General features: G+C 39.6%; 30 protein-coding genes. 5 read left to right on the plus strand and 25 right to left on the minus strand.

What is annotated here, in order from left to right; genetic code table 11:
• Positions 1–486: 486 nt before the first annotated feature.
• The 13 genes from dnaB to yedF all read right to left on the minus strand — a co-directional run bounded on the left by dnaB (position 487) and on the right by yedF (position 11,235).
• Positions 487–1,818 (minus strand): replicative DNA helicase, encoded by a 1,332-nt coding sequence (gene dnaB / locus LJD61_RS19225; RefSeq protein WP_255229203.1) that lies wholly within the window; start codon positions 1,816–1,818, stop codon positions 487–489.
• 14 nt (positions 1,819–1,832) lie between these two features.
• On the minus strand, positions 1,833–3,653 hold the full coding sequence (gene lonC, locus LJD61_RS19230; protein WP_255229205.1) for a Lon family ATP-dependent protease: 1,821 nt from the start codon (positions 3,651–3,653) through the stop codon (positions 1,833–1,835).
• A gap of 16 nt (positions 3,654–3,669) precedes the next feature.
• Entirely contained in the window at positions 3,670–4,116 is a 447-nt protein-coding gene (gene rplI, locus LJD61_RS19235; protein WP_255229207.1) for a 50S ribosomal protein L9, read from the minus strand.
• The gene (locus tag LJD61_RS19240; RefSeq protein WP_255229208.1) at positions 4,116–6,113 is read right to left on the minus strand and encodes a DHH family phosphoesterase; all 1,998 of its coding nucleotides are present in this window, start codon (positions 6,111–6,113) and stop codon (positions 4,116–4,118) included. The genes rplI and LJD61_RS19240 overlap by 1 nt, the downstream gene beginning before the upstream one ends.
• Entirely contained in the window at positions 6,113–7,081 is a 969-nt protein-coding gene (locus tag LJD61_RS19245; RefSeq protein ID WP_255229209.1) for a YybS family protein, read from the minus strand. Before LJD61_RS19245 ends, LJD61_RS19240 begins: the two co-directional genes overlap by 1 nt.
• Positions 7,082–7,091: 10 nt before the next feature.
• Positions 7,092–7,406, minus strand: coding sequence for a MazG-like family protein (locus LJD61_RS19250; protein ID WP_333783158.1), 315 nt, complete (start codon positions 7,404–7,406; stop codon positions 7,092–7,094).
• A gap of 194 nt (positions 7,407–7,600) precedes the next feature.
• Positions 7,601–7,816 (minus strand): 30S ribosomal protein S18, encoded by a 216-nt coding sequence (gene rpsR, locus LJD61_RS19255; RefSeq protein WP_255229256.1) that lies wholly within the window; start codon positions 7,814–7,816, stop codon positions 7,601–7,603.
• Between the two features lie 60 nt (positions 7,817–7,876).
• A complete protein-coding gene (locus LJD61_RS19260) occupies positions 7,877–8,284 on the minus strand; it encodes a single-stranded DNA-binding protein (protein WP_255229210.1) in 408 nt (135 codons plus the stop codon).
• A 20-nt stretch (positions 8,285–8,304) separates the two neighbouring features.
• Positions 8,305–8,589, minus strand: a complete 285-nt coding sequence (gene rpsF / locus LJD61_RS19265; RefSeq protein ID WP_255229211.1) for a 30S ribosomal protein S6 — start codon at positions 8,587–8,589, stop codon at positions 8,305–8,307.
• 94 nt (positions 8,590–8,683) lie between these two features.
• Complete coding sequence (locus LJD61_RS19270; RefSeq protein ID WP_255229212.1) at positions 8,684–8,908, minus strand: DUF951 domain-containing protein; 225 nt, start codon at positions 8,906–8,908, stop codon at positions 8,684–8,686.
• Between the two features lie 77 nt (positions 8,909–8,985).
• Positions 8,986–9,840 (minus strand): mechanosensitive ion channel family protein, encoded by an 855-nt coding sequence (locus tag LJD61_RS19275; protein WP_255229213.1) that lies wholly within the window; start codon positions 9,838–9,840, stop codon positions 8,986–8,988.
• A gap of 142 nt (positions 9,841–9,982) precedes the next feature.
• Positions 9,983–10,441: an NUDIX hydrolase gene (locus LJD61_RS19280; RefSeq protein WP_255229214.1), complete on the minus strand. Its 459-nt coding sequence runs from the start codon at positions 10,439–10,441 to the stop codon at positions 9,983–9,985.
• Between the two features lie 209 nt (positions 10,442–10,650).
• Positions 10,651–11,235 carry a sulfurtransferase-like selenium metabolism protein YedF gene (gene yedF / locus LJD61_RS19285; protein ID WP_255229215.1) on the minus strand — a complete coding sequence of 195 codons (585 nt, stop codon included), beginning with the start codon at positions 11,233–11,235 and terminating at the stop codon, positions 10,651–10,653.
• 340 nt (positions 11,236–11,575) lie between these two features.
• Here yedF and LJD61_RS19290 point away from each other — a divergent pair, with 340 nt between their 5' ends.
• Both LJD61_RS19290 and LJD61_RS19295 read left to right on the plus strand, forming a co-directional pair.
• The gene (locus tag LJD61_RS19290) at positions 11,576–11,938 is read left to right on the plus strand and encodes a DUF2089 domain-containing protein (RefSeq protein WP_255229216.1); all 363 of its coding nucleotides are present in this window, start codon (positions 11,576–11,578) and stop codon (positions 11,936–11,938) included.
• Positions 11,939–11,952: 14 nt separating this feature from the next.
• Complete coding sequence (locus LJD61_RS19295; RefSeq protein WP_255229217.1) at positions 11,953–13,116, plus strand: DUF4097 family beta strand repeat-containing protein; 1,164 nt, start codon at positions 11,953–11,955, stop codon at positions 13,114–13,116.
• On the opposite strand, the gene LJD61_RS19300 is transcribed toward LJD61_RS19295, so the two are convergent.
• The 3 genes from LJD61_RS19300 to LJD61_RS19310 are packed head-to-tail and all read right to left on the minus strand — an operon-like array spanning position 13,113 to position 15,456.
• Positions 13,113–13,745 (minus strand): hypothetical protein, encoded by a 633-nt coding sequence (locus tag LJD61_RS19300; protein ID WP_255229219.1) that lies wholly within the window; start codon positions 13,743–13,745, stop codon positions 13,113–13,115. The two genes, LJD61_RS19295 and LJD61_RS19300, sit on opposite strands and share 4 nt — an antisense overlap.
• 11 nt (positions 13,746–13,756) lie before the next feature.
• The gene (locus LJD61_RS19305; RefSeq protein WP_255229220.1) at positions 13,757–14,362 is read right to left on the minus strand and encodes a CvpA family protein; all 606 of its coding nucleotides are present in this window, start codon (positions 14,360–14,362) and stop codon (positions 13,757–13,759) included.
• An 8-nt stretch (positions 14,363–14,370) separates the two neighbouring features.
• The gene (locus tag LJD61_RS19310; protein WP_255229222.1) at positions 14,371–15,456 is read right to left on the minus strand and encodes a DUF5711 family protein; all 1,086 of its coding nucleotides are present in this window, start codon (positions 15,454–15,456) and stop codon (positions 14,371–14,373) included.
• Between the two features lie 380 nt (positions 15,457–15,836).
• Between LJD61_RS19310 and yyaC the strand changes: the two genes are divergently transcribed.
• A complete protein-coding gene (gene yyaC / locus LJD61_RS19315) occupies positions 15,837–16,499 on the plus strand; it encodes a spore protease YyaC (protein ID WP_255229223.1) in 663 nt (220 codons plus the stop codon).
• 56 nt (positions 16,500–16,555) lie between these two features.
• Here yyaC and LJD61_RS19320 read toward each other — a convergent pair whose 3' ends face one another.
• The 5 genes from LJD61_RS19320 to LJD61_RS19340 all read right to left on the minus strand — a co-directional run bounded on the left by LJD61_RS19320 (position 16,556) and on the right by LJD61_RS19340 (position 20,365).
• Complete coding sequence (locus LJD61_RS19320) at positions 16,556–16,837, minus strand: YkuS family protein (protein WP_255229224.1); 282 nt, start codon at positions 16,835–16,837, stop codon at positions 16,556–16,558.
• Between the two features lie 46 nt (positions 16,838–16,883).
• Positions 16,884–17,381, minus strand: a complete 498-nt coding sequence (locus tag LJD61_RS19325; RefSeq protein ID WP_255229225.1) for a DUF4446 family protein — start codon at positions 17,379–17,381, stop codon at positions 16,884–16,886.
• 403 nt (positions 17,382–17,784) lie between these two features.
• Positions 17,785–18,651, minus strand: a complete 867-nt coding sequence (locus LJD61_RS19330; RefSeq protein WP_255229226.1) for a PhzF family phenazine biosynthesis protein — start codon at positions 18,649–18,651, stop codon at positions 17,785–17,787.
• A 110-nt stretch (positions 18,652–18,761) separates the two neighbouring features.
• On the minus strand, positions 18,762–19,592 hold the full coding sequence (locus LJD61_RS19335) for a ParB/RepB/Spo0J family partition protein (protein WP_255229227.1): 831 nt from the start codon (positions 19,590–19,592) through the stop codon (positions 18,762–18,764).
• On the minus strand, positions 19,592–20,365 hold the full coding sequence (locus LJD61_RS19340) for a ParA family protein (protein ID WP_255229228.1): 774 nt from the start codon (positions 20,363–20,365) through the stop codon (positions 19,592–19,594). The genes LJD61_RS19335 and LJD61_RS19340 overlap by 1 nt, the downstream gene beginning before the upstream one ends.
• 102 nt (positions 20,366–20,467) lie before the next feature.
• Between LJD61_RS19340 and LJD61_RS19345 the strand changes: the two genes are divergently transcribed.
• Both LJD61_RS19345 and LJD61_RS19350 read left to right on the plus strand, forming a co-directional pair.
• A complete protein-coding gene (locus LJD61_RS19345) occupies positions 20,468–20,740 on the plus strand; it encodes a hypothetical protein (protein WP_255229229.1) in 273 nt (90 codons plus the stop codon).
• Between the two features lies 1 nt (position 20,741).
• Positions 20,742–21,011 carry a TMEM165/GDT1 family protein gene (locus LJD61_RS19350; protein WP_255229230.1) on the plus strand — a complete coding sequence of 90 codons (270 nt, stop codon included), beginning with the start codon at positions 20,742–20,744 and terminating at the stop codon, positions 21,009–21,011.
• A 222-nt stretch (positions 21,012–21,233) separates the two neighbouring features.
• On the opposite strand, the gene noc is transcribed toward LJD61_RS19350, so the two are convergent.
• The 4 genes from noc to mnmE all read right to left on the minus strand — a co-directional run bounded on the left by noc (position 21,234) and on the right by mnmE (position 26,591).
• Positions 21,234–22,025, minus strand: coding sequence for a nucleoid occlusion protein (gene noc, locus LJD61_RS19355; RefSeq protein WP_333783160.1), 792 nt, complete (start codon positions 22,023–22,025; stop codon positions 21,234–21,236).
• Between the two features lie 190 nt (positions 22,026–22,215).
• Positions 22,216–22,935: a 16S rRNA (guanine(527)-N(7))-methyltransferase RsmG gene (gene rsmG, locus LJD61_RS19360; protein ID WP_255229232.1), complete on the minus strand. Its 720-nt coding sequence runs from the start codon at positions 22,933–22,935 to the stop codon at positions 22,216–22,218.
• Positions 22,936–22,942: 7 nt separating this feature from the next.
• Positions 22,943–24,817, minus strand: a complete 1,875-nt coding sequence (mnmG, locus tag LJD61_RS19365) for a tRNA uridine-5-carboxymethylaminomethyl(34) synthesis enzyme MnmG (protein ID WP_255229233.1) — start codon at positions 24,815–24,817, stop codon at positions 22,943–22,945.
• 394 nt (positions 24,818–25,211) lie between these two features.
• Positions 25,212–26,591, minus strand: a complete 1,380-nt coding sequence (gene mnmE / locus LJD61_RS19370; RefSeq protein ID WP_255229234.1) for a tRNA uridine-5-carboxymethylaminomethyl(34) synthesis GTPase MnmE — start codon at positions 26,589–26,591, stop codon at positions 25,212–25,214.
• Positions 26,592–26,605: the final 14 nt, after the last annotated feature.

A 26,605-nucleotide genomic window follows, 5' to 3' on the forward strand; every position in this document is an offset into this window, starting at 1 on the left:
TTCTTGTTTTGAACTGATGTGTCTTTATATTCCGACTACTTATGCCGCAAAGATATCCACAACACAAATCTGCATCAAGCCGACAAAAATATTTAATTCATCTTTTTTTGTTGAAGATTGCTTTCAATATTTCAACATATATTATGTTAATATGCCATAATACATCAATTTATATGAATATTCTGCATTCACTCACATTGTAAATTCAGATTTTTTAAATCCACATTATCCACATTATCCACAGAGATATGCACATATGTTCGAATATCCTTTTGAAAATATGTAATTTCAAGGGTTTAAAAGCTCATATTTTAGTCGTTATTCGAGTTATCCACTCGTTACATAAAATTCTGTGGATAACTCATTCCTTATTGATAAAATCCTAAAATTAAAAACCGCGTATTTCGCGGTTTTTATGATTCATATTAATACATAATTCTACTTTATAGCATTGACTTGAACTGGAGGATTGCATTAACGATGCTTCTATATCTTTGCCTTATCTGCAAATTTAGTAAACTGCCCCAGCCATACCAATTCTACTGTCCCTGTAGGGCCGTTACGCTGCTTGGCAATTATTACTTCACCTATGTTTTTCTTTTCCGAATCGGGATGATAGTATTCGTCTCTGTAAAGGAATATGACCACATCCGCATCCTGCTCTATGGCTCCGGATTCCCTTAGGTCTGATAGTATAGGCCTGTGATCTGCTCTTACTTCCGGCGCACGGCTCAGCTGAGAAAGAGCTACCACCGGCACTTCCAGCTCACGGGCCAGCGCTTTAAGCGATCTTGATATGTCAGAGACCTCCTGCTGCCTGCTGTCGTATCTGCCGCCGGCACCGGACATCAGCTGCAGATAATCTATGGCTATCATCCCAAGCCCATGCTCAATTTTTAATCGCCTGCATTTAGCCCTTATTTCAGTTACGGATATCGCGGGAGTGTCGTCTATAAATATAGGTTTATCGGCCAGCACCCCCATAGCCCGGGCCAGCTTTATCCATTCATCTTCCGATATATCCCCGGTTCTCAGTCTATGAGCGTCTATCAATGCTTCTGAGCATAGCAGTCTTTGAGAAAGCTGCTCCTTTGACATTTCCAGAGAAAATATGGCCACAGGGATGCTTTCTCTTACTGCAGCATTTTGCACCAGATTCATCATCAAAGCAGATTTACCCATGGAAGGCCTTGCCGCGATCAGTACCAAATCCGACCTTTGCAAGCCCGACAGCTTTTGATCTAAATCCGAAAAGCCTGTTGGTATTCCCGTAATTTTTCCTTTATTCAAATAAAGCTCTTCTATCCTGTCAAAATTCGCAGTCAATATTTTCTTTATCGGAACAAAACCCTGGGTGGATCTGTTCAAGGATATATCAAATATGCTTTTCTCCGCCTGATCCACTACTGAAACAGGATCCTCAGGGTTATCATAGCATTTGGATATGATATCGTTAGATGACCTTATGAGCTTTCTCAGCAAGGATTTCTGTTCTACAATCTTTACATATTGTTCTATATTGTGAGTCGTAGGCACAATATTCATAAGCTGGGTAAGATATGTTATACCCCCAACTGCATCCAAGGTGTTTCTTCCCTTTAGCTTTTCAGTTATGGTAATAAGGTCTACAGGGTTATTCTCATTATATATATCTACTATTGCTTCATAGATCTCTTTATGGACCTCCCTGTAAAAATCATCCCCCTTTAGTATCTCCGTAGCTGCAGAAATAGCCTCTTTATCCAAAAGCATTGCTCCCAAAACAGATTGCTCCGCTTCCAGACTGTTCGGCGGTATCCTTTGTATCAGCTCATTCATATTCACACCTCAAATCAACATCTGGTTAAAAATTCCACTACTTCTTTTATATTGCCTGCATATATTATGTTTATACCTTCAATATCATAAGCGTCGCTTTTATTTTCAAAAGGTATCACCATATTCTTAAAGCCTGCTCTTATGGCAGCGCTTATTTTTTCTCTTATTCCCCCTACTGCCTTTATGCTCCCTCCTATGGATATTTCTCCTGTCACGCAGCAATCACCGCGCAAGGGTACCCCTGCCATCGAAGAATACAAAAGGCAAGTGATGGCAGCTCCGGCGGATGGCCCGTCTACCTTGCCCCCGCCTATGCAATTAACATGGATATCATATTTGTCAGGATTTATGTTCATATTGTTTTTTAGCACTGCAAGGGCATTAAAAAGTGAATCCCTTATCATCGAACCGGCAGTTTCATTGAATCTTACGGAGCCCATTTCATCCTCCCTCTTAAAGGACAAGGCTTCAAATTCGATTATGCTGCCCAAGTATCCGCTTACTCCGGCTCCGTATATCTTGCCGACTTCAGAGCCGTCATTGGCTTTTGCATATTCATCCCTTATGAGAGAACCCAATGCTTCATAGGCCCGCCCATAATCTATGACCACTCTCTCATCGGGCTTTTCAAACAAATGGCTTGAGTAGCAATCCAGCAGTACATTTACCGCTTTCCTTGCATCGTAGGTGTATTTGCCGATAAGCTTCTTAGCCTCTTTGTCTATGCTTATGCCAAGCCTCTTTGCTCCGCTTTCCAATATGGATTCTATATCGCTGGGGCTTAACGGATTAAAAAATATTTCTGCACACCTGGATCTTAAGGCAGGGTTTACTTCTTCGGGCCTCCTTGTAGTAGCTCCTATCAAGATAAAATCCGCAGGTGCCCCTTCCTTAAAGAGCATATGGATATATTTAGGCATATCGTCGCTGCTTTCATCATAATAGGAAGAATCAAAGCTCACCTTTTTATCTTCCAATACTTTAAGAAGCTTATTTTGGAGCATTAGATCCAACTCGCCTATCTCATCGATAAACAAGATCCCTCCGTGAGCATCGGTGACAAGACCTGGCTTTGGCTCAGGCACTCCGATATCGGACAGGTCTTTTCTTGCCCCCTGATATATGGGATCATGAACAGAGCCCAGCAGCGGGTTTACCGCTTCTCTCGGATCCCACCTCAGTGTAGTTCCATTCACCTCAATAAAAGGCGCATCCTTTCTAAAAGGGCTGTACCTTCTCTCCTTGGCAGCCTTCAGGGCGATCCTGGCAGCAGAGGTCTTGCCTACTCCCGGAGGACCGTATATTATCACATGCTGGGGATATGGCGAAGCAATCTTTGATATCAACGCCTTTACGCCCTTGGATTGCCCAATTATTTCATCCTCTTCTTGAGGTCTCAAAATATCGGAAATTTGTTTCGTCAAAAATACCCTCTTTTTTTTCTCCAATTCCGCATATCTCTTTAGAGTGGATGCATTTTCATTATCTGAGTGTTTTTTTATAACCTGGAGTTTTATCTGATTAAGATACTCTTTTTCGTTTTCCTCCATTTTGTGGAGTATTTGCTGATTTATCAGTTTTTCCGTATATACTCTGGCTGCTCTATCCGACAGCTTGTCCTTGAGTTTCATAAGAAGTTGGTCCAGATCATCCTGATCTTTTGCTGCAGAAATTTCTTCATTTGGGTTTAATATATCCCAAAGCCTTTGCGCTTTTGCTTTCGGGTCCTTGAGATCATCAAGACCTACGCATTTGCTGTCCCCATAAATCTTCCTGCTATAGTCTATAAGTACATCCAATAGTTCATCATTGCTGCATACTATGCTACTTCCCAACGTTGATCCCTCTTCCTTATTCTTCTGTAACTGTTACTTTGATTTTTGCCGATACTTCCGGATAAACCTTTACTTCTACATCTTGGGTCCCCAATGCCTTTATGGCATCATCCAGCACTATCTTCTTTTTATCTATTTCAATTTTATGTTTTTGCTTTATGAGCTCTGCGATATCTTTGCCGGTGATGGAACCAAAAAGCTTTCCGTTGACACCGGCCTTTGTCTTGATCACAAGCTCAATCTTGCTCAGCCTCTCGGCCAATGCCTTAGCTTCCTCCAGCTCTTTCTTCTTTTTATTCTCCAATGAGCTTTTTTTGTCGGAGATCTCATTCAGCTTGCCTGCAGTAGCTTCCGCAGCAAGCTTCCTCGGAAATAAATAATTCCTGGCGTAACCATCACTTACATTTACTATATCATCTTTTTTCCCAAGAGATTTTACATCTTGCAAGAGAACGACTTTCATTATCTCTCACCTTCCTTTATATATTCATCAACTGCTTTCTTGACCAAAGCTATGGCTTCCTCCATATCTATGTCTGAAAGCTGGGCACCTGCTACCGTCAAATGCCCTCCGCCGCCAAGCTTCTCCAATACTACCTGCACATTTATATCCCCCAGGGATCTGCCGCTGATAAATATGTAGTTTTCTATCTCGGACAGCACAAAAGAAGCGTTGATGCCTTTTATGTTCAATAATTCATCTGCTGCCTGGGCAGCTATCAAAGCAGGATTGTCTATATGCTTTGATATAACTGAGATAGCAATATTGTTTTTATACATTTGTGCATTTTTTACAACCTGGGCTCTCGCTAAAAAGGTATCCATATTGTCCTGGAACAGCTGCCTGGTCAAAGTAGTATCAGCTCCCGCCCTCCTCAAGAAGGATGCGGCTTCAAAGGTTCTCACTCCGGTCTGGAATGAGAAATTCTTGGTATCTATGAAAATACCTGCCAGCAGTGCTTCTGCTTCAATCTGTTTGATCTTAGGCTTTTCAAACATGTACTGAAGTATCTCGGTTACAAGCTCGCTTGTAGAGGATGCATAAGGCTCTATATATGTGAGCACCGCATCATCTATAAATTCCGTGCCTCTTCGGTGATGGTCTATTATCACCTTTTTCTCCACCTTCTCAATCAAAAGGGGCTCAACGGTAAAGCTTGGCCTGTGAACATCCACCACTATAAGAAGAGTGCCCTTGCTTGCGATGGCTATGGCGTCATTTCTTTTCACAAAGACATCGTCATACTCTTCATCTTCCTTAAGCTCTGCCCATAGATTATCTATACCTGCATTAACTCCGTCCAATACTATTCTAACCGGCTTATTATGATTTTTACAACATCTATATATTCCCAAAGAAGCGCCCATGCAATCCAAATCCGGCATCTCATGGCCCATTATGAGCACATCCTGTGACTGCTCGATGAGCTGTCTCAATGCATAGGCGATTACCCTGGCTTTTACTCTGGTCCTCTTTTCTACAGCCTTTGATTTACCGCCATAGAAAGAAAGCTTATCATAATTTTTCACTACCGCCTGATCGCCGCCGCGCCCCAAAGCTATATCCATAGCGCTCTTGGCAAATTTCTGAAGCTCTGCATGGGTTTTCCCGTTTACTCCCACACCTATGCTGAGAGTTAAAGGAATTTTATTGCCTGAGTTTATCTCCCTTACCGTATCCAATATTTCAAAACGTTTTTCTTCCATTAAAGTGAGCTGTTTTTGATTAAAATGAAGTATGTATTCCCCGTTGAAATATTTCTGTATCGATGCATTGTTTATTGCCGCCCAGGAGCCGATGATCCTGTCCAGATCAGCCAATATCACCGGCTCGGATGCTTCCTCCACATCCTTTAAAACTTCATCCAGATTATCGACTTCTAATATGGCAACCACATTTTTTTCTTCAAGATACCTGTTCTTGAGATTCATGTATTCGGTTTTATCAACCAAGTATGTAATTATGATCCTCTTATCCTTGCCATCTTCTGATACATTAAAGGGCTCGCAATGCAAATCATAATACCTGTCCTTGACCTTTGTGTTCCTGAATTCCTTCTTTTCCTCTTTCAAAATAATTTCTGTGTCATAGCCCGGCAAATATGTATCCACTTTCTTATCCAGCAGATAATCGCCCTGGAATATCTCCAGGAATAAGGAATTATACCAGCTGATATTGCCCTCGTCATCAGAAATTACCAAAGGAAACGGCAAATTCAGTATGGCATTTTTTGTTGCAAAGTCCACACTTTCCGACAGCTTTTCGATATAGAGCCTGAGCTCCTCCTTTTTTTGAGTTTTTTGCTTAACATTGTAGTAAATAAGATAGAGCAACAGTATTGCCCCCAGCAATCCTATAAACAGATTATAGTAGCCGATGATCAAGATACCGACGCCTATTATCCACAGATAGATATTGGAGTCAGGCAATATCATCCTGTAAAAAAACCTGCCTTTCATCATATCCCCCCGATATGCCTTTTATCTAATTTTCTAAAGTTGAAAATCGCATCAATGAGTCCGACAATTGTAAGGTAATTGGATAAGGTAAGAAATAAAAATACGAGTATAAACACCTTAAAGGGCCTGGCCACCTTGTACTTTTCCAGAAAGAATGAAGCGGCAGACAAGCCTACGATAGTAAACACCCACCTTACAATATAAATTATGTTTATCTGAACCGTTTGAATGTTCGGTATCTGCAAGTATGAAGCCATCATAGTCAAAAGCACTATTACCAGCATGCCCAGAGAAAAATTATCCGGAAGCCTCCATTGCGAAAAGGGTTTTACATCTTCTATCTGATATTTCATCCTTCCAAGTATCAGCTTTACGGCCTTGAAATTGATGAATGAAAACAGCATGCCGTTCATAAGAAATAATGTGGGTATTATGTATTGCATGGCCGTTATGCCTTCTTTCATCATTGTTACAATGCTGTTCAACTGATCCTCCGATATACCCATGGACTTATAAAGGCTTACTGTCGTATCTATAGATTCGTTCATAATTTTCATAAGCTGCTCTATAACCTGAGCGGCTGATTGGCCGGCTATAAAAAAACCAAACAGTATTCCGAAAACGGAGCATAAGGCCAACACCAGACCGGAGACGGTGATATTTACACTCGGACTGACCTTCCTGTTCATCAGCCAGCCCATAACAATACCCGATATCCCAAATACCATAAAAAGATATAGGCCGCTGAAGGGCTCTGTAAATATGGAAACAATTGCTCCGGCTACTGCTGCAGATATAAAGCTGACCTTGAATCCATTCCTGAAGCCGATGATTATTATAGGAGTCGCCCAAAACATACCTATCAAGGAGAGCAAAGGCATATAGTAGACCATTATTCCCAAAGCTGCTGTTACGGAAGCAAAGATAGCGCCTTCCACCAAGGCTTTTGTATTCATACTATTTTTCATTATGCACCTCTTATCTATGTTTCTGCAAATAATCGGAAAGGTCTGATAGGTCACCATACCATTTCTCTGTTTCATGCTCTTCAAGCATGCCAATTTTTATTTTGTCCATTATTTTAGAATCAATTACTCCATAAGATAGCCCAAGGCGTTTTCCTAATATATATGTAACCATTACCAGGTTCGCCAATATGTCCAAAAGAGCATCACGGCTTGCCTTGCTTCCCTTGAGCAATATCTGATGTAATGATGCTACAGATGTCAAAAGCTCACTTTTTAAGAACTCGATTATTCTGATATTTCTCGTAATATCAGTTTCCTTTTGCAATGCGCTTCCCCCCCTCATCCATGCCATATGCAACCAAGCTATCATATGCATATTTCTATTATACTGCTGATAGCAGCAAATAACCTATACTCCGCCTTAATTGAGAATACTGCCAATGTTAATTATTATAATAGCACACCAGGCTTTTGTGTACAACAAAAGAAAAAACCCAGGTTTTTATCCCGGGTTAAATTTTATTCTGCTGTAAAAGGCAGTAAGGCAATGTTTCTTGCTCTCTTAACTGCCAGAGTAAGCTGTCTTTGATGCTTTGCACAGTTTCCTGAAATTCTTCTTGGTATAATCTTTCCTCTTTCAGTAATATACCTGCGCAGTTTATTTACATCTTTATAATCTATTGATTCAACCTTGTCAATGCAAAAGTTGCAAACACGCTTTTTCGGCTTGCGCATTTTTCCGCCGCCACCGGCTGAATTTCCACGTCTATTCAAAACCGTTCCCTCCTATCCATACTAAAATGGAAGATCGTCTTCCTCGTCTACAGGATGGAAATCTTCTGTCTCAAGGCCAAAGCCGCTTTGTCCAGCCTGGCTCCTTGAATCAGAGGCTCTATCCAAAAATCCAACTTCATCGGCGACTACCTCATACGAATAATGGCGCTTGCCTTCCTGGTCATCCCAAGTTCTGGACTGAAGCCTCCCTGATACTGACACCAACCTGCCCTTGCCCATATATTTATGAACATTCTCTGCTATTTTGCCAAAAACCACGATAGGTAAAAAATCGGCAGCCTGTTGACCGTCTCTTTTAAAGGCTCTATCCACTGCAACAGTAAACCTGGTTATAGCCATTTGATTGTCGGGAGTGTACCTTATTTCAGGGTCTCTGGTCAATCTGCCAACAAGAGCAACTTTATTCATACTATTTACACCGCCCTTTGTTATTTTTCAATTTTTACTATAAGATGTCTTAGTACATCTTCAGTTATACCAAATACTCTATCCAACTCTCTTGGAATTTCGCTTCCTGCTTTATACTTCATGTAAACATAATAGCCTTCTGTATAATCTTCAATAGGATAAGCAAGCTTTCTCTTGCCCCAATCGTCGATTGTTTCAAACTCTCCGTTTACTTCAATAAGAGCTTTGAACTTTTCTACAATGGGCTTTACAGCCTCTTCTTCTACATCAGGCTTTATGATGTAAATTGTTTCATATAAATTCATAATAATATTCACCTCCTCCCCACGGACTAACGGCCCTGCTCTCGCAGAGCGAGGAATTTACGCCATAACATTATACCATTAACGCTTGTTTATATCAACTGTCTATCTCAATATTTTCTTCAGGCTGGACAGATTTTATTACTTTTTTTACAGACTTTTCAAATTTTACTCTGGGAAGCATGACTACTCTGCCGCATCCCAGGCATTTGATCTTAAAATCAGCACCTACCCTTGTCACTTCCCACTGGTTGCTGCCGCAAGGGTGCCCTTTTCTGGTCTCAACAATGTCTCCCACACTATATTTTTTCGGATAATACATATTTACCCTCCAATCATTCCTTATTGATTACATTTATATATCCGGAATGCATAAAATCCGCTCCCTTTGGCATCCCATCATTCCTTATCGGGCCGGCTTATGTACACTCTTCTGGGATAGGGTACCTCGATATTTTCTTTGCGAAAAGCTTCTTTTATTATCTTTCTCATTTCTCTTTCTACAGACCAGTGCTTTAAAGAAGCTGTTTTCATTATCATCCTTATCTTTGCATCCGACTCTCCGAAGCTGATTATGCCCAGAACCTCCGGCGGTTCTATGACCCTATCTCTATTATTCTCATAAAAGCTGTTGCCTATATCCTTCAAAATGCTTATCGCTTTATCCGCATCAGCTTCATAAGCAATGCTGATATCTATGATTGCCAGTGAATTTCCACGGCTATGGTTTATAACTGTTTTAATCTCCCCATTGGGTATTATGTGCAAATCCCCATTGAAAGCTCTTATTTTTGTTATCCTCAAACCTATATCTTCCACATTTCCTGTGGCTGAACCTATAGATACATAATCCCCGACCGCGTACTGATCCTCAAACAGTATAAAAAATCCTGAGATCACATCCTTTACAAGGTTTTGAGCTCCAAAGCCAATGGCCAGGCCTCCCAATCCGGCAGCTGCCAATATGGACTGAGTGGGTATGTTCAGCACATTGAGCACGGATATTGCCATTATTATATAAATTGTATACCTTATTATGCTTTTCATCAAACCCGATAAGGTATTGGACTTCTTTTCATCCATTCTGAGCCTGGGTGAAAGCTTAAAAAAATTATTTATTACCTTGTTCAAAACAGCATTTACGATGCGCCAGAAGATGATTATAAAGAGTATCTTCAAAGCTGCAGATAAGTATACATTGAAGGAGCCCGTCCCGGCGAGGAGGCTTATTATCTTCATTTTCAGTTGTTCCATATCTCTACCTCACTAATCGATTAGCATTTTTGCGACTATATTTAATTTTAGCATTTTTGAACAACATATTATATTTAATCTTTGCTCTATTATATATTATAATTACGCTCTATTAAAGAATAGTGCCGATAAATGGAATAATCTATCTTTCACCTAATAATTCTAACGCTTCATTAGCCATTGTTAAGACATTTTCTTGAATATCATCAGCATTTTTAAATTCTTCTTTAGTGCACCACTTGAGCAAATTAGATTCTCCATCGACCAGTCTTGTTTCATAAGATTTTGCAGTTGCATAATAAACAAAGTCTATATGACAATGCTCTGGAGTTATTTCACCAAAAATTGTGTGCATAGGATTTATTAATAGTTTTTCTCCTGCCAATGCACATGATTTTTTTAGTTCTTCGTTAACTGGGCTATATAGACTTATTTCCAGTCCTGATTCTTCATGTGCTTCACGAATACATGCTTCTTCGGGTAATTCATTAACTTCTATATGACCACCCAAAGGAAGCATTTTTTTAGCCTTTTTATGTGAGTGCAATAACACTTTATCTTTATGAACAATAAATACCGAAACTGTAAAATGTCTATCCATATTTACCCCTCCAAAATTGAATACTAAATATTTCGCCATGAAATACAATTCTTCATTCATCTAATTTTACATTATATAATTGCAGAATTACAAATATTTTACATAGTTTATACATAGATTGCTTCTCTGACCCTAAAATCCTTTAATTTGTATCAATATGAGAGGGATAATAAGTAAAAGCCGGTGATTTGCAAATCACCGGCTTTTACTTACCCAATATTGATCACTTTTCCTGCCGCATTCATTTTTTCTACAATGGAATACATATTTCCGACTACTCCTACCTTAAGCTTTTCTTTGAGACCATAAAAATCCAGGCAAGTACCGCAGCTTACTATTTCAACTCCTGCCTCACTCAGCTTCACAAGATTATCCAAAGCCTCTGCACCTTCTGTAGTAAGCTTTACTCCTCCGTTTAGAAACATCATGGACTTCGGCATAGGTGATGATTCCGTCAGCGCATAAAGATAGCTTTTCATCAGCACCTTGCCCAGCTCATCATTTCCGCTTCCGAGCTTATCCGTTGTTATCACTATAGCTATGTCATCATTGGTCTTGGCATTAATATTTTGCTTATCATCCTTGACCTTATTTATAGAAATATAGAAGCAGCCATCTTTCTCCTCTATTTCATACCCCAGATTCAAATTTGCAGCCAGCCTGCTCACATTCTCCTTAGCAGTGATATTATCAACAATAGAAAGCACAACACCTTCTTCTAACGCTTCCAGAGCTTTCTTCGTCATTATAACAGGCTCCGGACATTTTAATCCTCTAGCATCAATTTCTTTCACCTTTTTCCCTCCTCAGCTAAATCTTATATATATATTACTTCAATTTTATTGGCAGCATAATAACTATAGAATTATTCGATAATACAATAATAGTCCATAGATAATCTCTATATTGTTCTATTGTGCTCGCTGTTATAAGATTGCATTGGCACAATAGGCTATATTAATTTTTTTATTAAAAAACTTAATATTATTGATATATTATCTTAATAATATTAATATTTATATTGACATATTTAAATTTAGGTGTAAAATGGAATTAAAATATTGACCTTATCGTTAATATCCAGGTTTATGATCAGATATTTGGCCAAATATATTGCCATCAGGAGTTGATTGAATGAAAAAAGAGGTTTTAGGAAAGTGCCCTGTATGCTCCAAAGACTTAGAAGTAGTGAAGCTTAATTGCAAAAGCTGCGGTACATCCATCGAAGGGCATTTTAATCTGTGCAAATTTTGCCTGCTGACAAAGGAGCAAAAAGAATTTGCTGAGATCTTCATCAAAAATAGAGGAAATATAAAGGAAATCGAAAAAGAGATGGGGATCTCATATCCTACGGTCAAGAACAAGCTGGAGAGCCTTATTGAAGCTTTGGGTTACAAAAGCCAGCCGGAAGAACCCGAATACAAGAAAGATGTGCTTCAAAAGCTCTATAATGGGGAGATCACTGCCGAAGAGGCAATAAAGATGATGAATGATTAGGAGGTCTAAGTTTAATGGATGAAAAAATGATGATTCTCAAAATGCTTGAGGAGGGTAAAATAACTTCCGAAGAAGCATTAAAGCTTCTAAGCTCCATAGAAAGCAATGCAACTGCATCAGAAAAAAGCTCCTCAAAGGAATTTAAAACGGAGCAAACCTATTCAAACAATAAATTCAATGACACTATAAACAAGTTCAGCAAAAAAGCTGAGGAGCTGGCAGATAAATTCGGCCCTGACTTCGTATCAAAGGTTGAAAACGTGAGTACGGATTTTGCAGAAGCTGCAGTCAAATTTGCAGACAAGATGGTCAACTATATCAGCACAGGCTTTAATAACACCGATATGTACAAAACCCTATCCAAAAATTATTCCTTCCCCATTGAAAATAATGACAAGATAAGGGTGGTGCTCAAAACTCAAAATTTATCCGTATCGGCAGTCCCAGCTGATAAGCCTGAAGTCTCCGTCAGCATGAAGCTGAACCTGTTCTTTGAAGATGCGGATATTGACAAGTATATATCCGCCAAGTACGAGAACGGTGTGATCTTCATCAGTACGGATTTCCCCGCAAAAGCCTGGGGCTCATTGGAAATTAAAGCGCCTCAATATATAGACAGCTTGGAAATCGAAACAAGCAACTCTAAATGCCGAATAGAAAACCTAAAGGGCGAAATCTTGCACTGCAATACTTCCAATGCTAAAATCGAAGTCTTGGATTCAAGCTTTGTCAAACTTAATGCAAAGACGAACAACAGCAAGATCATTGTTTCAGGCTCCAAAGCAGCTTATGCGGCAATCGATACCTCAAACAGCAATATTGAGCTGGAGGATTCATGCTTCGACATATTGAAATCCAACACAAGCAATGGAAGCATATATTTAAGCCGATTCGATTCTATAAATGACGGTGAAGCTGAATATACGCTTCAAACCTCCAACGGAAAAATAAAAATAAACCTTCCAAAAAATAATAGCTCCGGTTATAAGATCAATGCCAGAACATCTCTTGGCAACATCAATATACCGGAACTTGGGGCCTCTTATATGATTGATAGGAGGAACGGCAATATGAAGGCCGAAGCTTCTGTGATCAGCAGCAGCTATGAAGCCTCCGCCCAAAAAATATTGATCGATGCCTCTACCTCTAATTCATCTATCAATATCGCTGATGATTAGCGAGGCCTTCCGGCGAAAATCTTCATCAATAATAATATGCCGATCAGGATCAGCAATATAGGCCAGACATAATTGTAATACTGATAAAGCCTCCAATTCAGCAGCCCGTAGCTGAAGGCCAAAAAAACGAGGCCTAAAAGATTTAGAATAGTACCGACTACCAAAGGCCAGCTGCTTCTTTCATAAAAGGCAATGAAATATATCAAGTAGAATGCAAACCCCAGCAAGAGGAAGTAGCTTGGCCACAGCTTTGCTGAATTGAAATTTTCCATGAGGAATACATATACGGCCAGAGAAATTAATATAGCTCCAGGAAATACAAAGCCAAAGATCCCTTTGGTATAATAGAAGAACAAAAACAGTATGCCCAGGGCCAACAGCATCAGTTCGCCAGACATTCTGAAGCGAAAGATTCCCAGATCTTGAATCAAAGATAAGGCCCCTGAGAATACAGCCAAAGACCCCAAAACCAAAAAAATCTGCTGTCTTTTTATATACCATAAATATAATAGGAATATACCCCCAAACAGCACAAAAGAATTACCGGGCATTACTCCCAAATTTTTTAAAATAGCAGAGATGCCGATCAATATCAAAAGCACACCTAAAATGGAACGTCTCTTGTTCACTAAAATCACTCCTAATCAATAAATATATTCAAGGCCGTATCCAATGCCCAACTCAGCATAAAATTATATTTATAGAAATACTTTGATAGCAATGAAGCCTCTATAGCCTGTTGCACAAAATTAAATTTTTCAACAGATGCAATGGGTATAAATATGGCATAGATGAATAACAAAATCAGTATAGATTGAACCAGCCCAAGTATTGCGCCGCCGCTGTGATTAATGCTGCTAAGAACGGGAAGCCTAAACACCCCTTTAAGCAAAGCTTCAAGGAGCAACATGCATATGCGTACAGCCATAAATGCCAAAAGCAGCGCTATACAGTTTATTATGACCATGGTTATGTACTGGTACAGATCATCAAAACCTTTCTCTACAGGCAAAGAAAAAGCAAATGCTTCTGTAATCTTATTTTTTTGAATGAACTCCAGCAGCTTATTTTCTATGCCTGTATACGCCACCAAAGCTTCTGCAACAAGCCCGCTGTATTTCTTAGCTGCGATGATCGATACTATCAGCCCTCCTATGCTGAACAGCCCATGTATCAAGCCTCTTGCAGCTCCATATAAAACTCCTATTGTAATTATTGACACAATAATATAATCCACCCAGTTCATAAAATCACCTACTTTTGAAAGGTAAGCCTTTGAAGCTTCCTGTTGGAAATTATATATATGTCTGAATCATTATTTATGTATGCGCTATTTATGTCAATATTTGATTCATATACAGCCAACATCTTTCCTTGCCTGCCCGATAATGTCAAATTGTCCTTATCATAAAGCAGGAAATAATTCTTACCTGCAAAAATACTGTCAGGCTTTGTTTTAACAGCAGCTGAGCCAATTTGCTTTAAATTGTAATCATGGATAAATACATCGTAAAACCCTGCATTTTTTACTAATGATACTATAATATCATTGCCCGCGGATGCCTTGAGCAAAGGGTTGGAAAAATCCAGATTTTTAACCATCTTCCCATCTGATCTGAATTTTTTGATTGAGCTTTCAGATATAGCAACCAAATCTCCCTTATTGTTGTATTTTATCTTTGATACCAGCATATCTTCAAAATTATTTGCCCATAGTATCTCACCCTTGTTGTTATATGTAGCTATCTTTGTGACCACCTTGTTGGAGGAAGCATCCAGCAGAGAAACCGTATAGCTCTTTCCGATTATTCCGTCAAAGGAAATCACATGGGCATTGCCTATAGCCGCCTTGCAGTTTCTGACTCCTTTGATGCTGAATATTTCGAAGGAGTTATATGCATCCTCTTTATATTGAATCATAAGCAGTCCGCTATCTGAAGAGAGTATATTAGATGCAGGTACTGCAAGCTCATATTGCCACAGCACTTCTCCGGATTTCGATATAGTAGCGATGCTCCTGTTATTTATATTTACAACAATGTCTTTGCCACAGCCAATGATGCTGCTCACATTGCCTTTCAGCTTTATGGTCCAAAGTATGGTGCCTTCCATATTTCTCGCCCGCAGATTTGAGTTTTCACCCTCTATCATAATACCGTCATAAGTAAACAGCATACTGTCATTTGATATTGGAGTGAGCTCTTGTTGAATCTCCAGCCGTTTTATATCACCTATTGATACACTTACTCCGTAGAAAAGATTTTTGAACATAAGCAAAGCTATAAAAAAGATTACGGCAATGATCAAGATCAAATAGGGCAAAGCTCTTTTTTTTACCATTTATCCTACCCCCAATGTATATACGTAAATTATTAAAAGAAGTTTCCTTAAAATGTATCGAATTTATATACTTATCAACATCCCAAAGCGGATCAGGCAATATGCTGGCACAAGCCGCATGCAACAGCTATATAATTTGATTATATCATTTTATAGCGCATCAGTAGAAAATTTTTCTTGCCGCTGCGCTTTTCAACAAGGTTTGTCATTTCATCACTGTATTTAAAAATGGTTTTTGGGAAATACTTTATTTTAGAATAATTCAACTCGTTGTGTCGGCTTGATGGATGCTTGCAATTTGAAAAGGCTTATCGCATCAGTAGGCAAAATGGATGTCCAGAATCAATCTGCACAACAGAATATGCTAAGGAGTACATGATATGAGCTTATACGAAAAGTCCGTAGATGTTTCTAAACCTTTTTCTTTTATCTATTTTTCGAGCTACTTCGAAGAAATTTTCAAGAAAAACTACAATGACAATTACACCGATACCGTACTGCTTTGTATCGGTACCGACAGATCAACCGGCGATTGCCTTGGACCCTTGGTAGGGCATAAGCTTAAAGATATGAAGCTTAAGAATGTGCATATATATGGTTCTTTGGATGAGCCTGTCCATGCCAAGAACTTGAAGGATTACATAGATAAACTGAATCTCTTCCCCAACCCCTTTGTAATCGCTATAGATGCTTGTTTGGGGAAAATCGATAGAGTAGGATTCATCAATGTCAGAGAGGGCCCTCTTTTCCCAGGAGCAGGAGTGAATAAAGCCTTGCCTTCGGTAGGAAATATAAGCATAACAGGCATCGTGAATGTCTGCGGCTTCATGGAGGTAATGGTCCTCCAGAACACCCGCCTTAGCCTGGTGATGAATCTGGCAAATGTGATATCCGGCGGCATACGATACAGCCTATGGAAGCGCTTCGGCCCGAAGCGCTCTTCAGCAACAGGCTTGCAAGACCTCCCGATGGATCGGCCTGAGCCAATGGCTCCTGATATCTCTGATTATGAGTATTCCTTTGGCCCCACAGCCTCCACCTAAAGCTTCGGTTCTTAATGCTGAGTTCTATGCTCAGACTCCAGGCTTGCGACTCATAACTAGAGCAACGGGCTATATGTCCTGCGTGTAAGTATGTTTACTATTTCATCTATGCTTTTGTTCCCCGCGTTGATCAAAAGAGCCCCATGGGCTGAAGCGCCATATGAGCTCAGCGCATTTGTGATCGAAGATTTATTTACCTCAAAATACGGTTGGTTATCCTTATCCTTATATATTATTGCATCTGCCACACGGTTTTCTCCTATATAAAAGCACTCATAGCCCATGCTTTCTAATTGCTCCTTTAAGCTTTTCAATCCCTTTTCTACCGCAATAACCATAATACCACCTCCAGGGTTATTATCCCTTTCCAGAGGTGGTATTATACTATCTTCTGCTTTTTATGCACCTGTCCAGAACCAATTCTTCCTCTACAGATAATGGGTATCTTGAAGCACCGTTTTCAACAGGCTTAGCATAAGTCACGGTTTCATTCCTTCCATATATGGATGTAATAATCGCTCCATTGTTATAATTGTCCAGCATCGCAATTGAGTAGCTCAGATCAGAACCTGCTTCAGCAAAGGCATTATATCTTATAATATTAAACTTCTGAATGCACCTGTCGGTTTGCTCTTTAAGATGAACCATCTCCTGGTTCAGAAGATCAATTCTCCCCACGGTAGTATCAATGTTTGACATATAATCGGCCATCATCTGCTCCAAATTTTTGTTTGAGCTTCCCCTCATCATCTTCTTATATTTGCCTCTAGCCCTCACTAGGCTGACTGAGAGGATGATATTCCAGATCAGCAATATCAAAATGGCTGATGCAAATATTAAGCTCACTATATAATTATTGTTTATTAACTCTAATAAGTTCATGTTATCACCTCGTCTTATCTGAGTTGTGCTGACTGATAACGATTGCGAGAGCTCCGAGACTAAGACTTTGTAATCTCGCATAGGGTTGCGTCAAAACTAACAAACTCTAAGTCCCTCCACATTGAACGAGACTTCATTCAGTGCCAACTGAATGTTAGTCGAGTCCATACTGGACCTAGCCGCCCTTAGCACTCACCGCTTATAGCGGCGGAGTCTTAGGGCGGGTTAGTTCAGTGCTGCACTCTTTTATCAGCCAGCACAACAATTAAAACCCCACCGTGTTAATCCGTGAAAGATTCCGTGTCAATCCGTGTTCCCCGTCCTCCTGACCCCAGCGCCAACCCTAGCTCCTGAGTTTTGAGCTCCGAATCCTGAGCTCTATGGTGATGTTTCACGTGAAACACTAGCAGCTCAGCTCTTGGAACTCAAGGATTTGCGCTCTTCCGCCTACATATATCTCAATCTTTTCTTTTTCATCAGCATATACAAAAATATTGCTGGGGCTGTTCATGAAATAACCTTGTTCTATCTTGAATGAAGTCTTTTCTATTTTTTCTTTTGCCATAGTTTTTATGTAGTATATCAAAGAAGCATTGGAGGTTCCTGTCGCCGATTCCTCATCGATGCCCACTGCAGGAGCAAAGTTTCTGCAGGAAAAATCTGAGTCCTCTTCAATTGTTTCACGTGAAACAACATGAGCTCCTACTATGTCTTTGCTCTTACAGAAGGCGATCATCTCTTCTTTTTTTATGCTCATATTCTTTAAAGCTTGCATAGAATCGACTTCAATTATAGCATCTTTTAGGCCTGTAGAGACTATTGATATTTTTCCATTTATATCTGTTATTATATCTTGTTCTTTAAGAGTAGTGATCTTTTCAATATCTTCTGCATCAATAGAACCAACTATCTCCGGCTCTTTCATCTGTATATAAAATATATCTTCTCTTTTTATCGTTTTCAGCTTTCCTGCTCTGGTCAAATGATAAGCTTCTTCCTTTTCCAGATATCCAAGCTTATCAAGAATGAAAAAGGAAGCCAGCGCAGCATGGCCGCATATATCGACTTCTTCCTCAGGAGTAAAATATCTTATATTGAAATCCGGATAGCAGGATTCTTTAATGCTTATGAAGGCTGTTTCTGAAAAATTATTATATTTGGCTATGGCTTTCATATCTTTCTCATTCAATCCTTCATCGTCAAAAACAACCGCAGCCTTATTTCCTCCTCCAAATTTTGAAATAAAGGAGCTCAAAATATATTGTTTCATGAAATCACCTCCAAAACCAAAATTTTGGCTTATAACGAAGTTTTTCTTTTTATAGTGTTTTATTATTATTCACCTGATTAAAACGTCTCTAGAGGCAAAATAGAAGGTCATTATTTTTCCAGTAAATCTAGAATTTTATCCAGATCATCAATTCCATAATATTCAATTTCAATTTTCCCCTTCTTTTTGCTGTGAGTTATGGTAACTTTGGTTCCAAAAATATTTCTTAATCTTTCTTCGATATCACATATTTCTGCAGATTTAGTTTTTACCCTTTTTACAGATTTCTTTTCTTTTGATAGTTTTTCTACCTGCCTCACATTTAGCCCCTCGTTGATGATTCTTTCAGCCACTTCTATTCTCTTTTTGTCATCATCAAAAGCCAATATTGCCCTGGCATGTCCAGCTGTTAATTTGCCGGAAACCAGATGCTCAACTATTTCAGCAGGAAGGTTCAATAATCTCAAAGAATTTGTTATTGCTGACCTGCTCTTTCCTATTCTCTTTCCTATTTCATCCTGTGAGAATGAATGCTCTTCCATCAATGTTTTATAGGCATTGGCTTCTTCAATAGGATTTAAATCCTCTCTTTGCAAGTTTTCTATCAGCGCTATCTCTAAAATTTGGGTCTCGCTGTAATCTTTCACCACCACCGGAACGGCTTTTAAGCCTGCTATCCTGGCAGCTCTCCAGCGCCGCTCACCGGCTACGATCTGGTAGCCTTCTCCATCCCGCCTCACAATTATAGGTTGTACAATGCCATGTTCTTTTATTGACTCAGCCAGACTATTTAAAGCCTCTTCGTCAAATTTTCTCCTGGGCTGATTTTCATTAGCTTCTATTTCGGTTATTTTCAATTGAAGAACGCTGTTGTCGTTGCTAAGCTCCGGATTTTCCGGTATGAGAGCACTCAAGCCTTTCCCCAAAGCTTTCTTAGCCATCATATCGCCTCCTCGGATAAATCTATAAATTCTTCTGCCAGTTCAAGATACGCCTCTGCACCCTTTGATTTGGGGTCATACCCCAATATGGACAGACCATGACTTGGCGCTTCCGCAAGCCTTACATTTCTGGGTATCATAGTTCTATACACCTTTCCTTTGAAATATTTCTTCACTTCCTCAACCACCTGAATGGAAAGGTTAGTCCTTCCGTCAAACATGCTCATTACAACGCCTTCAATTTCCAATTCCTTATTTAAACTCTTTTTTACCAATGTGTACGTTCTCATCAGCTGGCTTACCCCTTCTAAGGCATAGTACTCACATTGTATTGGGATCAAAACGCTATCTACGGCTGATAATGCATTTACCGATAATAAACCTAGAGACGGAGGGCAATCAACAAAGATGTAATCATAATCCTCTTTTATTTCGGTTATGCATTCCCTTAACTTCAGTTCTCGCCCCTTCAATGAAGTCAGCTCTATTTCAGCACCTGCAAGCTGCACGCTTGCAGGTATTATGTATAAGCCCTCATGTGTCGTAGCTTCTACGCATTCCCGCGGAGAAATGTTATTTATAAGTACATCATAAATGGTATATTTTAAGCTGTTCTTATCCAAACCGATGCCGCTTGTAGTATTGCCTTGGGGATCGATATCTATCATAAGGACCCTTTTTCCAAGGCTGGCAAGGCATGCAGATAAATTTATCACTGTTGTTGTTTTCCCTACGCCACCTTTTTGATTGAACACTGCAATAGATTTCGACATATTCCACACCTCACCTTCTCCATATAATTATATTAATACAAAGTTATAATATATGAAAGTACAAATGAATAATATATACAAAGAAATATGAAGGTGGGCCATATGTATAAAAAAATATATTCAAAATGTATATGTTTGGGATTTGCTTGGGGGATTTTTGCCTGGATAGATTTTTTCAAAAATAATCAGCTTCCTTCAAAAATCCGCTCTGCACCGGTGTTTTTATCTATTGGCTTAGGAAAAGCAATAATGAGCAAGCAGGAAGTGCTGTACGACAAAAATATATTTATTTTTACAGTTTTATGGGGAGGCTTTATAGGTTATGTAATAGCATCGATTTTCAAAGTCATAATATCTGCAATACAGGAGGATTAAAATGGCAAGAATAATCATATCTACATTTTGGTTGGTTTTTATAGCTGAGTTGGGGGATAAGACTCAATTGGAGACCATGCTTTTATCAGCAAAGCATAGCTCACCCTTTCCGGTTTTTATCGGTGCGTGCTTGGCTCTGATCTGTTCTTCACTTTTGGGAGTATTTGCAGGTACTTACATAACAAAATATATACCCCCTCATTTCATTCAAAATGCGGCAGGCATCCTTTTTATAATAATGGGCATATTGGTGCTGCTAAATAAAATATAAACAATGCGTCGTAGGGTGAGACGGAAACCACTGAAAGACACGGAATTTTTCACGAAAAAACACGGGAGGATAGCAAAAAGATAAATCACACCGCAAACAGCATTTACAGTGTGATTAATTAATCTTCAGTAAAATTCAACGGACTTTTAATTGATTCAAATAAACACTCTCCGTGTTAATCCGTGTAAAAATCCGTGCCAATCCGTGTTCTCCGTTCTCCTATCACGCTTTTGGCACCTTAATGCTTATTTCGATATAATCGCCCTTATCCTCTTGATTATACTGCATTTTAAAGCCGGTTTTCACTATTTCCTTATATGTATTCTTTATAGTGTTTATATATATATTATAATTTATCTTACCTCTTATTCTTTTATCAGCCGGCTTTTCCTTTGTCGCCGCTATTTCATCCAGATATTTTTCTACAAGCTCCTCCGTCTTTTTTACATTTAAAGAACGGCTTATTATAGCCTTTACCACCTTGTTCTGGAGCTTTTCCTCCGGAAGCTTCAGAAGAGCTCTTGCATGCCTTTCTGTCAGATTATTTTCTAATATCTCTTTTTTTATATCCGAAGGCAGTCTTAAAAGCCTCAGCTTGTTAGCTATAGTGGATTGGTTTTTTCCTACTTTTCTGGCTAGCTCTTCCTGAGTCATGCCATGATCATTAATTAAATTATAATAGCCTTCTGCTTCATCGAGAAAATTCAAATCTTCCCTTTGCAGATTTTCAATAAGTGCTATTACTGCAGAATCCTGTTCCACCACTTCTACAATTATAGCCGGAATCTTTTCCAATCCTGCAATCTTTGCAGCTCTAAGCCGTCTCTCTCCTGCAATCAATTCATAGCCGTCTTCTCCAATTTTTCTGACATTAATGGGCTGCAGCACCCCATAAGCTTTGATAGATTCGGAAAGCTCATCAAGGGATAAATTATTAAAGTTTTTTCGCGGCTGATACGGATTAGGAGCTATGTTTTCAATAGAAATATTTGTTATTGATTTGTTTTCATTCAACTCTATCATCCCCTCTACATTTCAAGGGGAATTGATATTCCCCAGGCTTGCATATCTATTTAGAAAGAATTATATCAACAGACCCAGCCTCTTTATTTATTCGCCATTCTTCACTATGTTCCTTCTTATAGCAGTAGACTTTTGACCTGCATATTCAGTCAAATATCATATAATTTCTACCTTTGCTGAATCATTTTATAGGACTGGCTGCAGGTTTTCCAGGTTTTCTCGGATATTTTGTCGGAGTATTTTTAATCTTTTTTATTACCAATATATAATGGGTGATATCGCTATAGGGCAAACGATACTCTTCTACCCTTTCCAAGCTCCCTCCCAAAATCTCCACGGCTTTGGCGGCTTCCTCCAGCTCCTCCTTATAAGAAGGGCCTTTTTGACATAAGAAATATCCTCCCGTTTTTACATAAGGAACGCAGTATTCAGCCAGCACATTCAATGAGGCAACAGCCCTTGATAATACTATATCAAAGCTTTCTCTATATCCTTGCTTTACACCGAATTCTTCAGCTCTTCCATGTATTATGTCAACTTGATTCAATGCCAGCCTCTTTGCTGCATCCTCAAGATAAATAACCCTTTTATTCAAAGAATCCAGCAAGGTCATGCTGATGTCATCCCTCAATATTTTTATCACCATACCGGGGAAGCCTGCACCGGTTCCGATATCTATTACTTTATCTCCTGCTTTTATCATTCCGCTGCTGAGACAGGTGACAGAATCAATAAGGTGTTTTATATATATTTCTTTTTCATCTGTTATCGAAGTGAGGTTTATTTTTTCATTCCAGTCCAAAAGGATGTCTTTAAATGCAATGAGCTTTTCCAATTTCTCTGCATCAATGCCCATTCCTAAGCTTTCCAAGCCTTTGATCAATATATCAACATTGTTCATATAAACACTATCTCCTTTTGATTTGCTCCAAATAAACCAGTAGCACAGAAATGTCCGCCGGAGATACCCCCGATATCCTCGATGCCTGACCTATATTTGAAGGCTTTATCTCCGATAGCTTCTGCATTGCTTCCGTGGACAGGCCTTTTATTTTTTTATAATCAATATCATCCTGAAGCCTTTTACCTTCCAGCTTCTTAAATTGCTCAATTTGTATGAGCTGCTTTTTTATATATCCTTCATACTTTATCAGTATTTCCAACTCTTCTGCTTCCTCATCGGTCAATCCGGGCATATCTTCGTCCAATTGTGCCAGTGAATCGTAGGTTATCTCAGGCCTCTTTATCAATTCATAAAGGGTTATACCGCTTTTTATATCCGCACTATCGTATTTCTTTAAAAACTCTTTCACCTTTTCTGTAAAACCGATGGATTTGTTCCTCAGCCTGTTTATTTCATTTTCTATATTGCTTTTTTTAGCTATGAATTGTTTATATCTTTCTTCTGTCACCAGGCCTATATTATATCCCTTTTCCGTAAGTCTTAAATCCGCATTATCCTGTCTCAGTACCAATCTGTACTCTGCTCGGGAGGTCATCATCCTATAGGGCTCATTAGTCCCTTTTGTTACCAGATCATCTATGAGCACCCCTATATAAGCCTCTGATCTGTCCAGGATCAAGGGTTCTTCTCCTTTAAGTTTCAATACGGCATTTATTCCCGCCATAAGCCCCTGGGCTGCGGCTTCTTCATATCCGGAGCTGCCATTTATCTGCCCGGCAAAATACAAACCGTTTATATTCTTGGCTTCTAAGGTCAGTTTAAGCTCCTGCGGATTTATGCAATCATAATCTATGGCATATGCTGTTCTCATCATCTGGCAGTTTTCCAGGCCCTTGATCGATCTCAGCATTTCTATTTGAACATCTTCCGGCAAGCTTGAGGACATGCCCTGCACATACATCTCTCTGGTATTTAGGCCTTCAGGCTCTATAAATATCTGATGGCTGTCTCTTTCCGGAAAATTAACGATCTTCGTTTCAATGGAAGGGCAATACCTGGGGCCTACTCCTTCGACTCCTCCCGTATAGAGGGGTGATCTGTGAATATTATCCCTTATGATCTTATGGGTCCTTTCATTGGTATAAGTCAGATAGCAGCTGTTTTGGCGTATCTTTATATCCTTTGACATAAAAGAAAACAGCTTCATTTCTTCATCTCCAGGCTGCTCCAACATTTGATCATAGTCTACCATTTTTCCATCTATCCTGGCAGGGGTTCCCGTTTTAAATCTTCTGATTTCAAAGCCAAGATTTTTTAAGCATTGGGACAGCTTCTTAGCAGGAAATAAGCCGTTGGGGCCTCCTTCATAGCTGACATCTCCAATCACTATCTTCCCGTTCAGATATACTCCTGTAGCCACTATCACAGCCTTGCAGCTATATTGAGCACCCAAATTTGTGACGACTCCTGTCACATCGCCATCCTTTGTCAATATATCAATTATTTCTGTTTGCTTTATATGAAGATTGTCTTGATTTTCCAGAACTTCCTTCATTTTTTCGGAATATTTTTTCTTATCTGCTTGAGCCCTGAAAGCTCTTACAGCAGGACCTTTTTTTGTATTTAAGGTTCTTATCTGTATCATGGAATTATCGATATTAATGCCCATTTCTCCGCCTAAAGCATCTATTTCCCTTACAAGATTGCCCTTAGCAGGTCCGCCTAAAGACGGATTGCATGCCATCATTGCTATACTGTCGAGATTAATGGCCGTCACAAGGGTTTTCATGCCCATTCTGGCACATGCCAAAGCAGCTTCGCAGCCTGCATGGCCGGCACCGATAACCACTACATCATATTCCCCTGCAAAATAATTCATATTTTCACCTACTACCTCTGTTGTGCTAACTGATAACGATTGCTAGAGCTCCGGGACTAAGCCTTTGTAAGCTTGCATAGGGTTGCGTCAAAACTCGCTTTGGCTCAAACAGTTGACGCAACTGATCCTATTGCCCCAGGGCACCTTCTCTTGCTCCTGTGTCGCAATTCACCTTGACTTCGCTAACAAACTCTAAGTCCCTTCACGATGCATTCTTATATCAGTTAGCGCAACAGATTAAATTAAAGTTATTGCCGCAAAATCAAATATAGAAACCCTCCGTGATTTTCCGTGAAAAAATCCGTGTCTTTCCGTGCTCTCCGTAACCTTAAGACCCCAAAGCCTCACCCAAAAACCCTGAGTTCTGAGTTCTGAACCCTGAGTTCTAAAATCGTCATTTACCTATGCAGAATCTGCTGAAAATTTCAGTTATTATGTCTTCCTCCACAGTATCGCCTGTTATTTCTCCCAAGAACCTCCATGCATCCTTTATATCTACGGATATCAGATCAAGAGGTATTCCTTCATCTATCGCTTCCAGCGCCCTGTCTATGCTTTCATGAGCCTTGTCTATAAGAGATTTATGCCTGATATTTGATACCACGGCGCTGCCCCGGGTTTTCACGCTTCCGCTGTAAGCTGCATCCCATATGGCTTCCTCCAGCAATTCAATCCCTTTTTTGTCCTTCACAGACATTCTTATTATTCTTTCCTTTTCAAAACGATCCTCCAATAAATCTAATTCTGCATCAATGCCCATGTCCATCTTATTTGCGGCAATGATTACCCTTTTATCATTCAGAATTGATGCTATAAGCATATCTTCAGGATCCAGCTTTTTTGAAGCGTCGATTACAAAAATAACAAGATCCGCATCATTTATAGCTTCCTTCGTCCTTTCCACACCGATCTTTTCAACCACATCCTCAGTCTCTCTAAGGCCGGCCGTATCTATGAGCTTTATGAGCACACCCTTTACATTGAGATATTCTTCGATTATATCTCTTGTAGTCCCCGGGATGTCGGTTACTATAGCCCTGTTTTCCTTGAGCAGGAGATTCAGCAGAGAAGACTTTCCTACATTGGGGCGTCCGATTATGGCGGTGCTCAGACCTTCTCTTTGGATTCTTCCCTCATAATAGGTATTCTGCAATTCTTTAAGTATTGCTTTTGCCTCCAGGCCCTTGGATCTGATATTCTCCGCAGTGATCTCCTCAATGTCATGCTCCGGAAAATCAATAGAGGCTTCGATATGGGCCAGCATAGATAAAAGCATATCCATAACAGCTTTTACCCTGACTGACAGTTCACCCTGCAGCTGATTCATCGCATTTTTAAGGCCTTCATCCGTCTTTGACGTTATCACGTCAATCACAGCTTCAGACTGAGCAAGATCGATCCTGCCGTTTAAAAAGCCGCGCTTGGTGAATTCTCCGGGTTCAGCCATCCTGGCGCCTTTTTTTAATACCAATTCCATTATTTTTCTTATGGGTATTATGCCTCCATGACAATGTATCTCGGCTACATCTTCACCTGTATATGAGTAAGGTGCTCTCATGATCACAGCAAGAACTTCGTCAATTTTGCTTCCTTCATCGTCAAAAATAAAGCCGTAGGTCATGTATCTGGACGGCATATCATTGATATCTTTTACTTTTTTCCCTCGGAATATTTTGCCTAAGATGTCTTGCGAATCTTTCCCGCTCAATCTCACTATCCCGATCCCGGCTTCTCCGGGGGCCGTTCCTACGGCAGCAATGGTATCCTCCAGCACATTACCACCTCTTT

This window comes from Lutispora saccharofermentans (genome assembly GCF_024363565.1).
Lineage (GTDB): Bacteria > Bacillota > Clostridia > Lutisporales > Lutisporaceae > Lutispora > Lutispora saccharofermentans.

What these genes read in the sequence shown, in the direction of transcription:
- dnaB (WP_255229203.1), bottom strand. Translation starts at nt 1,818, where the DNA reads ATGAATGAGCTGATACAAAGGATACCGCCGAACAGTCTGGAAGCGGAG.
- rplI (WP_255229207.1), bottom strand. Translation starts at nt 4,116, where the DNA reads ATGAAAGTCGTTCTCTTGCAAGATGTAAAATCTCTTGGGAAAAAAGAT.
- LJD61_RS19240 (WP_255229208.1), bottom strand. Translation starts at nt 6,113, where the DNA reads ATGAAAGGCAGGTTTTTTTACAGGATGATATTGCCTGACTCCAATATC.
- LJD61_RS19245 (WP_255229209.1), bottom strand. Translation starts at nt 7,081, where the DNA reads ATGAAAAATAGTATGAATACAAAAGCCTTGGTGGAAGGCGCTATCTTT.
- rpsR (WP_255229256.1), bottom strand. Translation starts at nt 7,816, where the DNA reads ATGCGCAAGCCGAAAAAGCGTGTTTGCAACTTTTGCATTGACAAGGTT.
- LJD61_RS19260 (WP_255229210.1), bottom strand. Translation starts at nt 8,284, where the DNA reads ATGAATAAAGTTGCTCTTGTTGGCAGATTGACCAGAGACCCTGAAATA.
- rpsF (WP_255229211.1), bottom strand. Translation starts at nt 8,589, where the DNA reads ATGAATTTATATGAAACAATTTACATCATAAAGCCTGATGTAGAAGAA.
- LJD61_RS19270 (WP_255229212.1), bottom strand. Translation starts at nt 8,908, where the DNA reads ATGTATTATCCGAAAAAATATAGTGTGGGAGACATTGTTGAGACCAGA.
- LJD61_RS19275 (WP_255229213.1), bottom strand. Translation starts at nt 9,840, where the DNA reads ATGGAACAACTGAAAATGAAGATAATAAGCCTCCTCGCCGGGACGGGC.
- LJD61_RS19280 (WP_255229214.1), bottom strand. Translation starts at nt 10,441, where the DNA reads ATGGATAGACATTTTACAGTTTCGGTATTTATTGTTCATAAAGATAAA.
- LJD61_RS19290 (WP_255229216.1), top strand. Translation starts at nt 11,576, where the DNA reads ATGAAAAAAGAGGTTTTAGGAAAGTGCCCTGTATGCTCCAAAGACTTA.
- LJD61_RS19295 (WP_255229217.1), top strand. Translation starts at nt 11,953, where the DNA reads ATGGATGAAAAAATGATGATTCTCAAAATGCTTGAGGAGGGTAAAATA.
- LJD61_RS19305 (WP_255229220.1), bottom strand. Translation starts at nt 14,362, where the DNA reads ATGAACTGGGTGGATTATATTATTGTGTCAATAATTACAATAGGAGTT.
- LJD61_RS19310 (WP_255229222.1), bottom strand. Translation starts at nt 15,456, where the DNA reads ATGGTAAAAAAAAGAGCTTTGCCCTATTTGATCTTGATCATTGCCGTA.
- yyaC (WP_255229223.1), top strand. Translation starts at nt 15,837, where the DNA reads ATGAGCTTATACGAAAAGTCCGTAGATGTTTCTAAACCTTTTTCTTTT.
- LJD61_RS19320 (WP_255229224.1), bottom strand. Translation starts at nt 16,837, where the DNA reads ATGGTTATTGCGGTAGAAAAGGGATTGAAAAGCTTAAAGGAGCAATTA.
- LJD61_RS19325 (WP_255229225.1), bottom strand. Translation starts at nt 17,381, where the DNA reads ATGAACTTATTAGAGTTAATAAACAATAATTATATAGTGAGCTTAATA.
- LJD61_RS19330 (WP_255229226.1), bottom strand. Translation starts at nt 18,651, where the DNA reads ATGAAACAATATATTTTGAGCTCCTTTATTTCAAAATTTGGAGGAGGA.
- LJD61_RS19335 (WP_255229227.1), bottom strand. Translation starts at nt 19,592, where the DNA reads ATGGCTAAGAAAGCTTTGGGGAAAGGCTTGAGTGCTCTCATACCGGAA.
- LJD61_RS19340 (WP_255229228.1), bottom strand. Translation starts at nt 20,365, where the DNA reads ATGTCGAAATCTATTGCAGTGTTCAATCAAAAAGGTGGCGTAGGGAAA.
- LJD61_RS19345 (WP_255229229.1), top strand. Translation starts at nt 20,468, where the DNA reads ATGTATAAAAAAATATATTCAAAATGTATATGTTTGGGATTTGCTTGG.
- LJD61_RS19350 (WP_255229230.1), top strand. Translation starts at nt 20,742, where the DNA reads ATGGCAAGAATAATCATATCTACATTTTGGTTGGTTTTTATAGCTGAG.
- rsmG (WP_255229232.1), bottom strand. Translation starts at nt 22,935, where the DNA reads ATGAACAATGTTGATATATTGATCAAAGGCTTGGAAAGCTTAGGAATG.
- mnmG (WP_255229233.1), bottom strand. Translation starts at nt 24,817, where the DNA reads ATGAATTATTTTGCAGGGGAATATGATGTAGTGGTTATCGGTGCCGGC.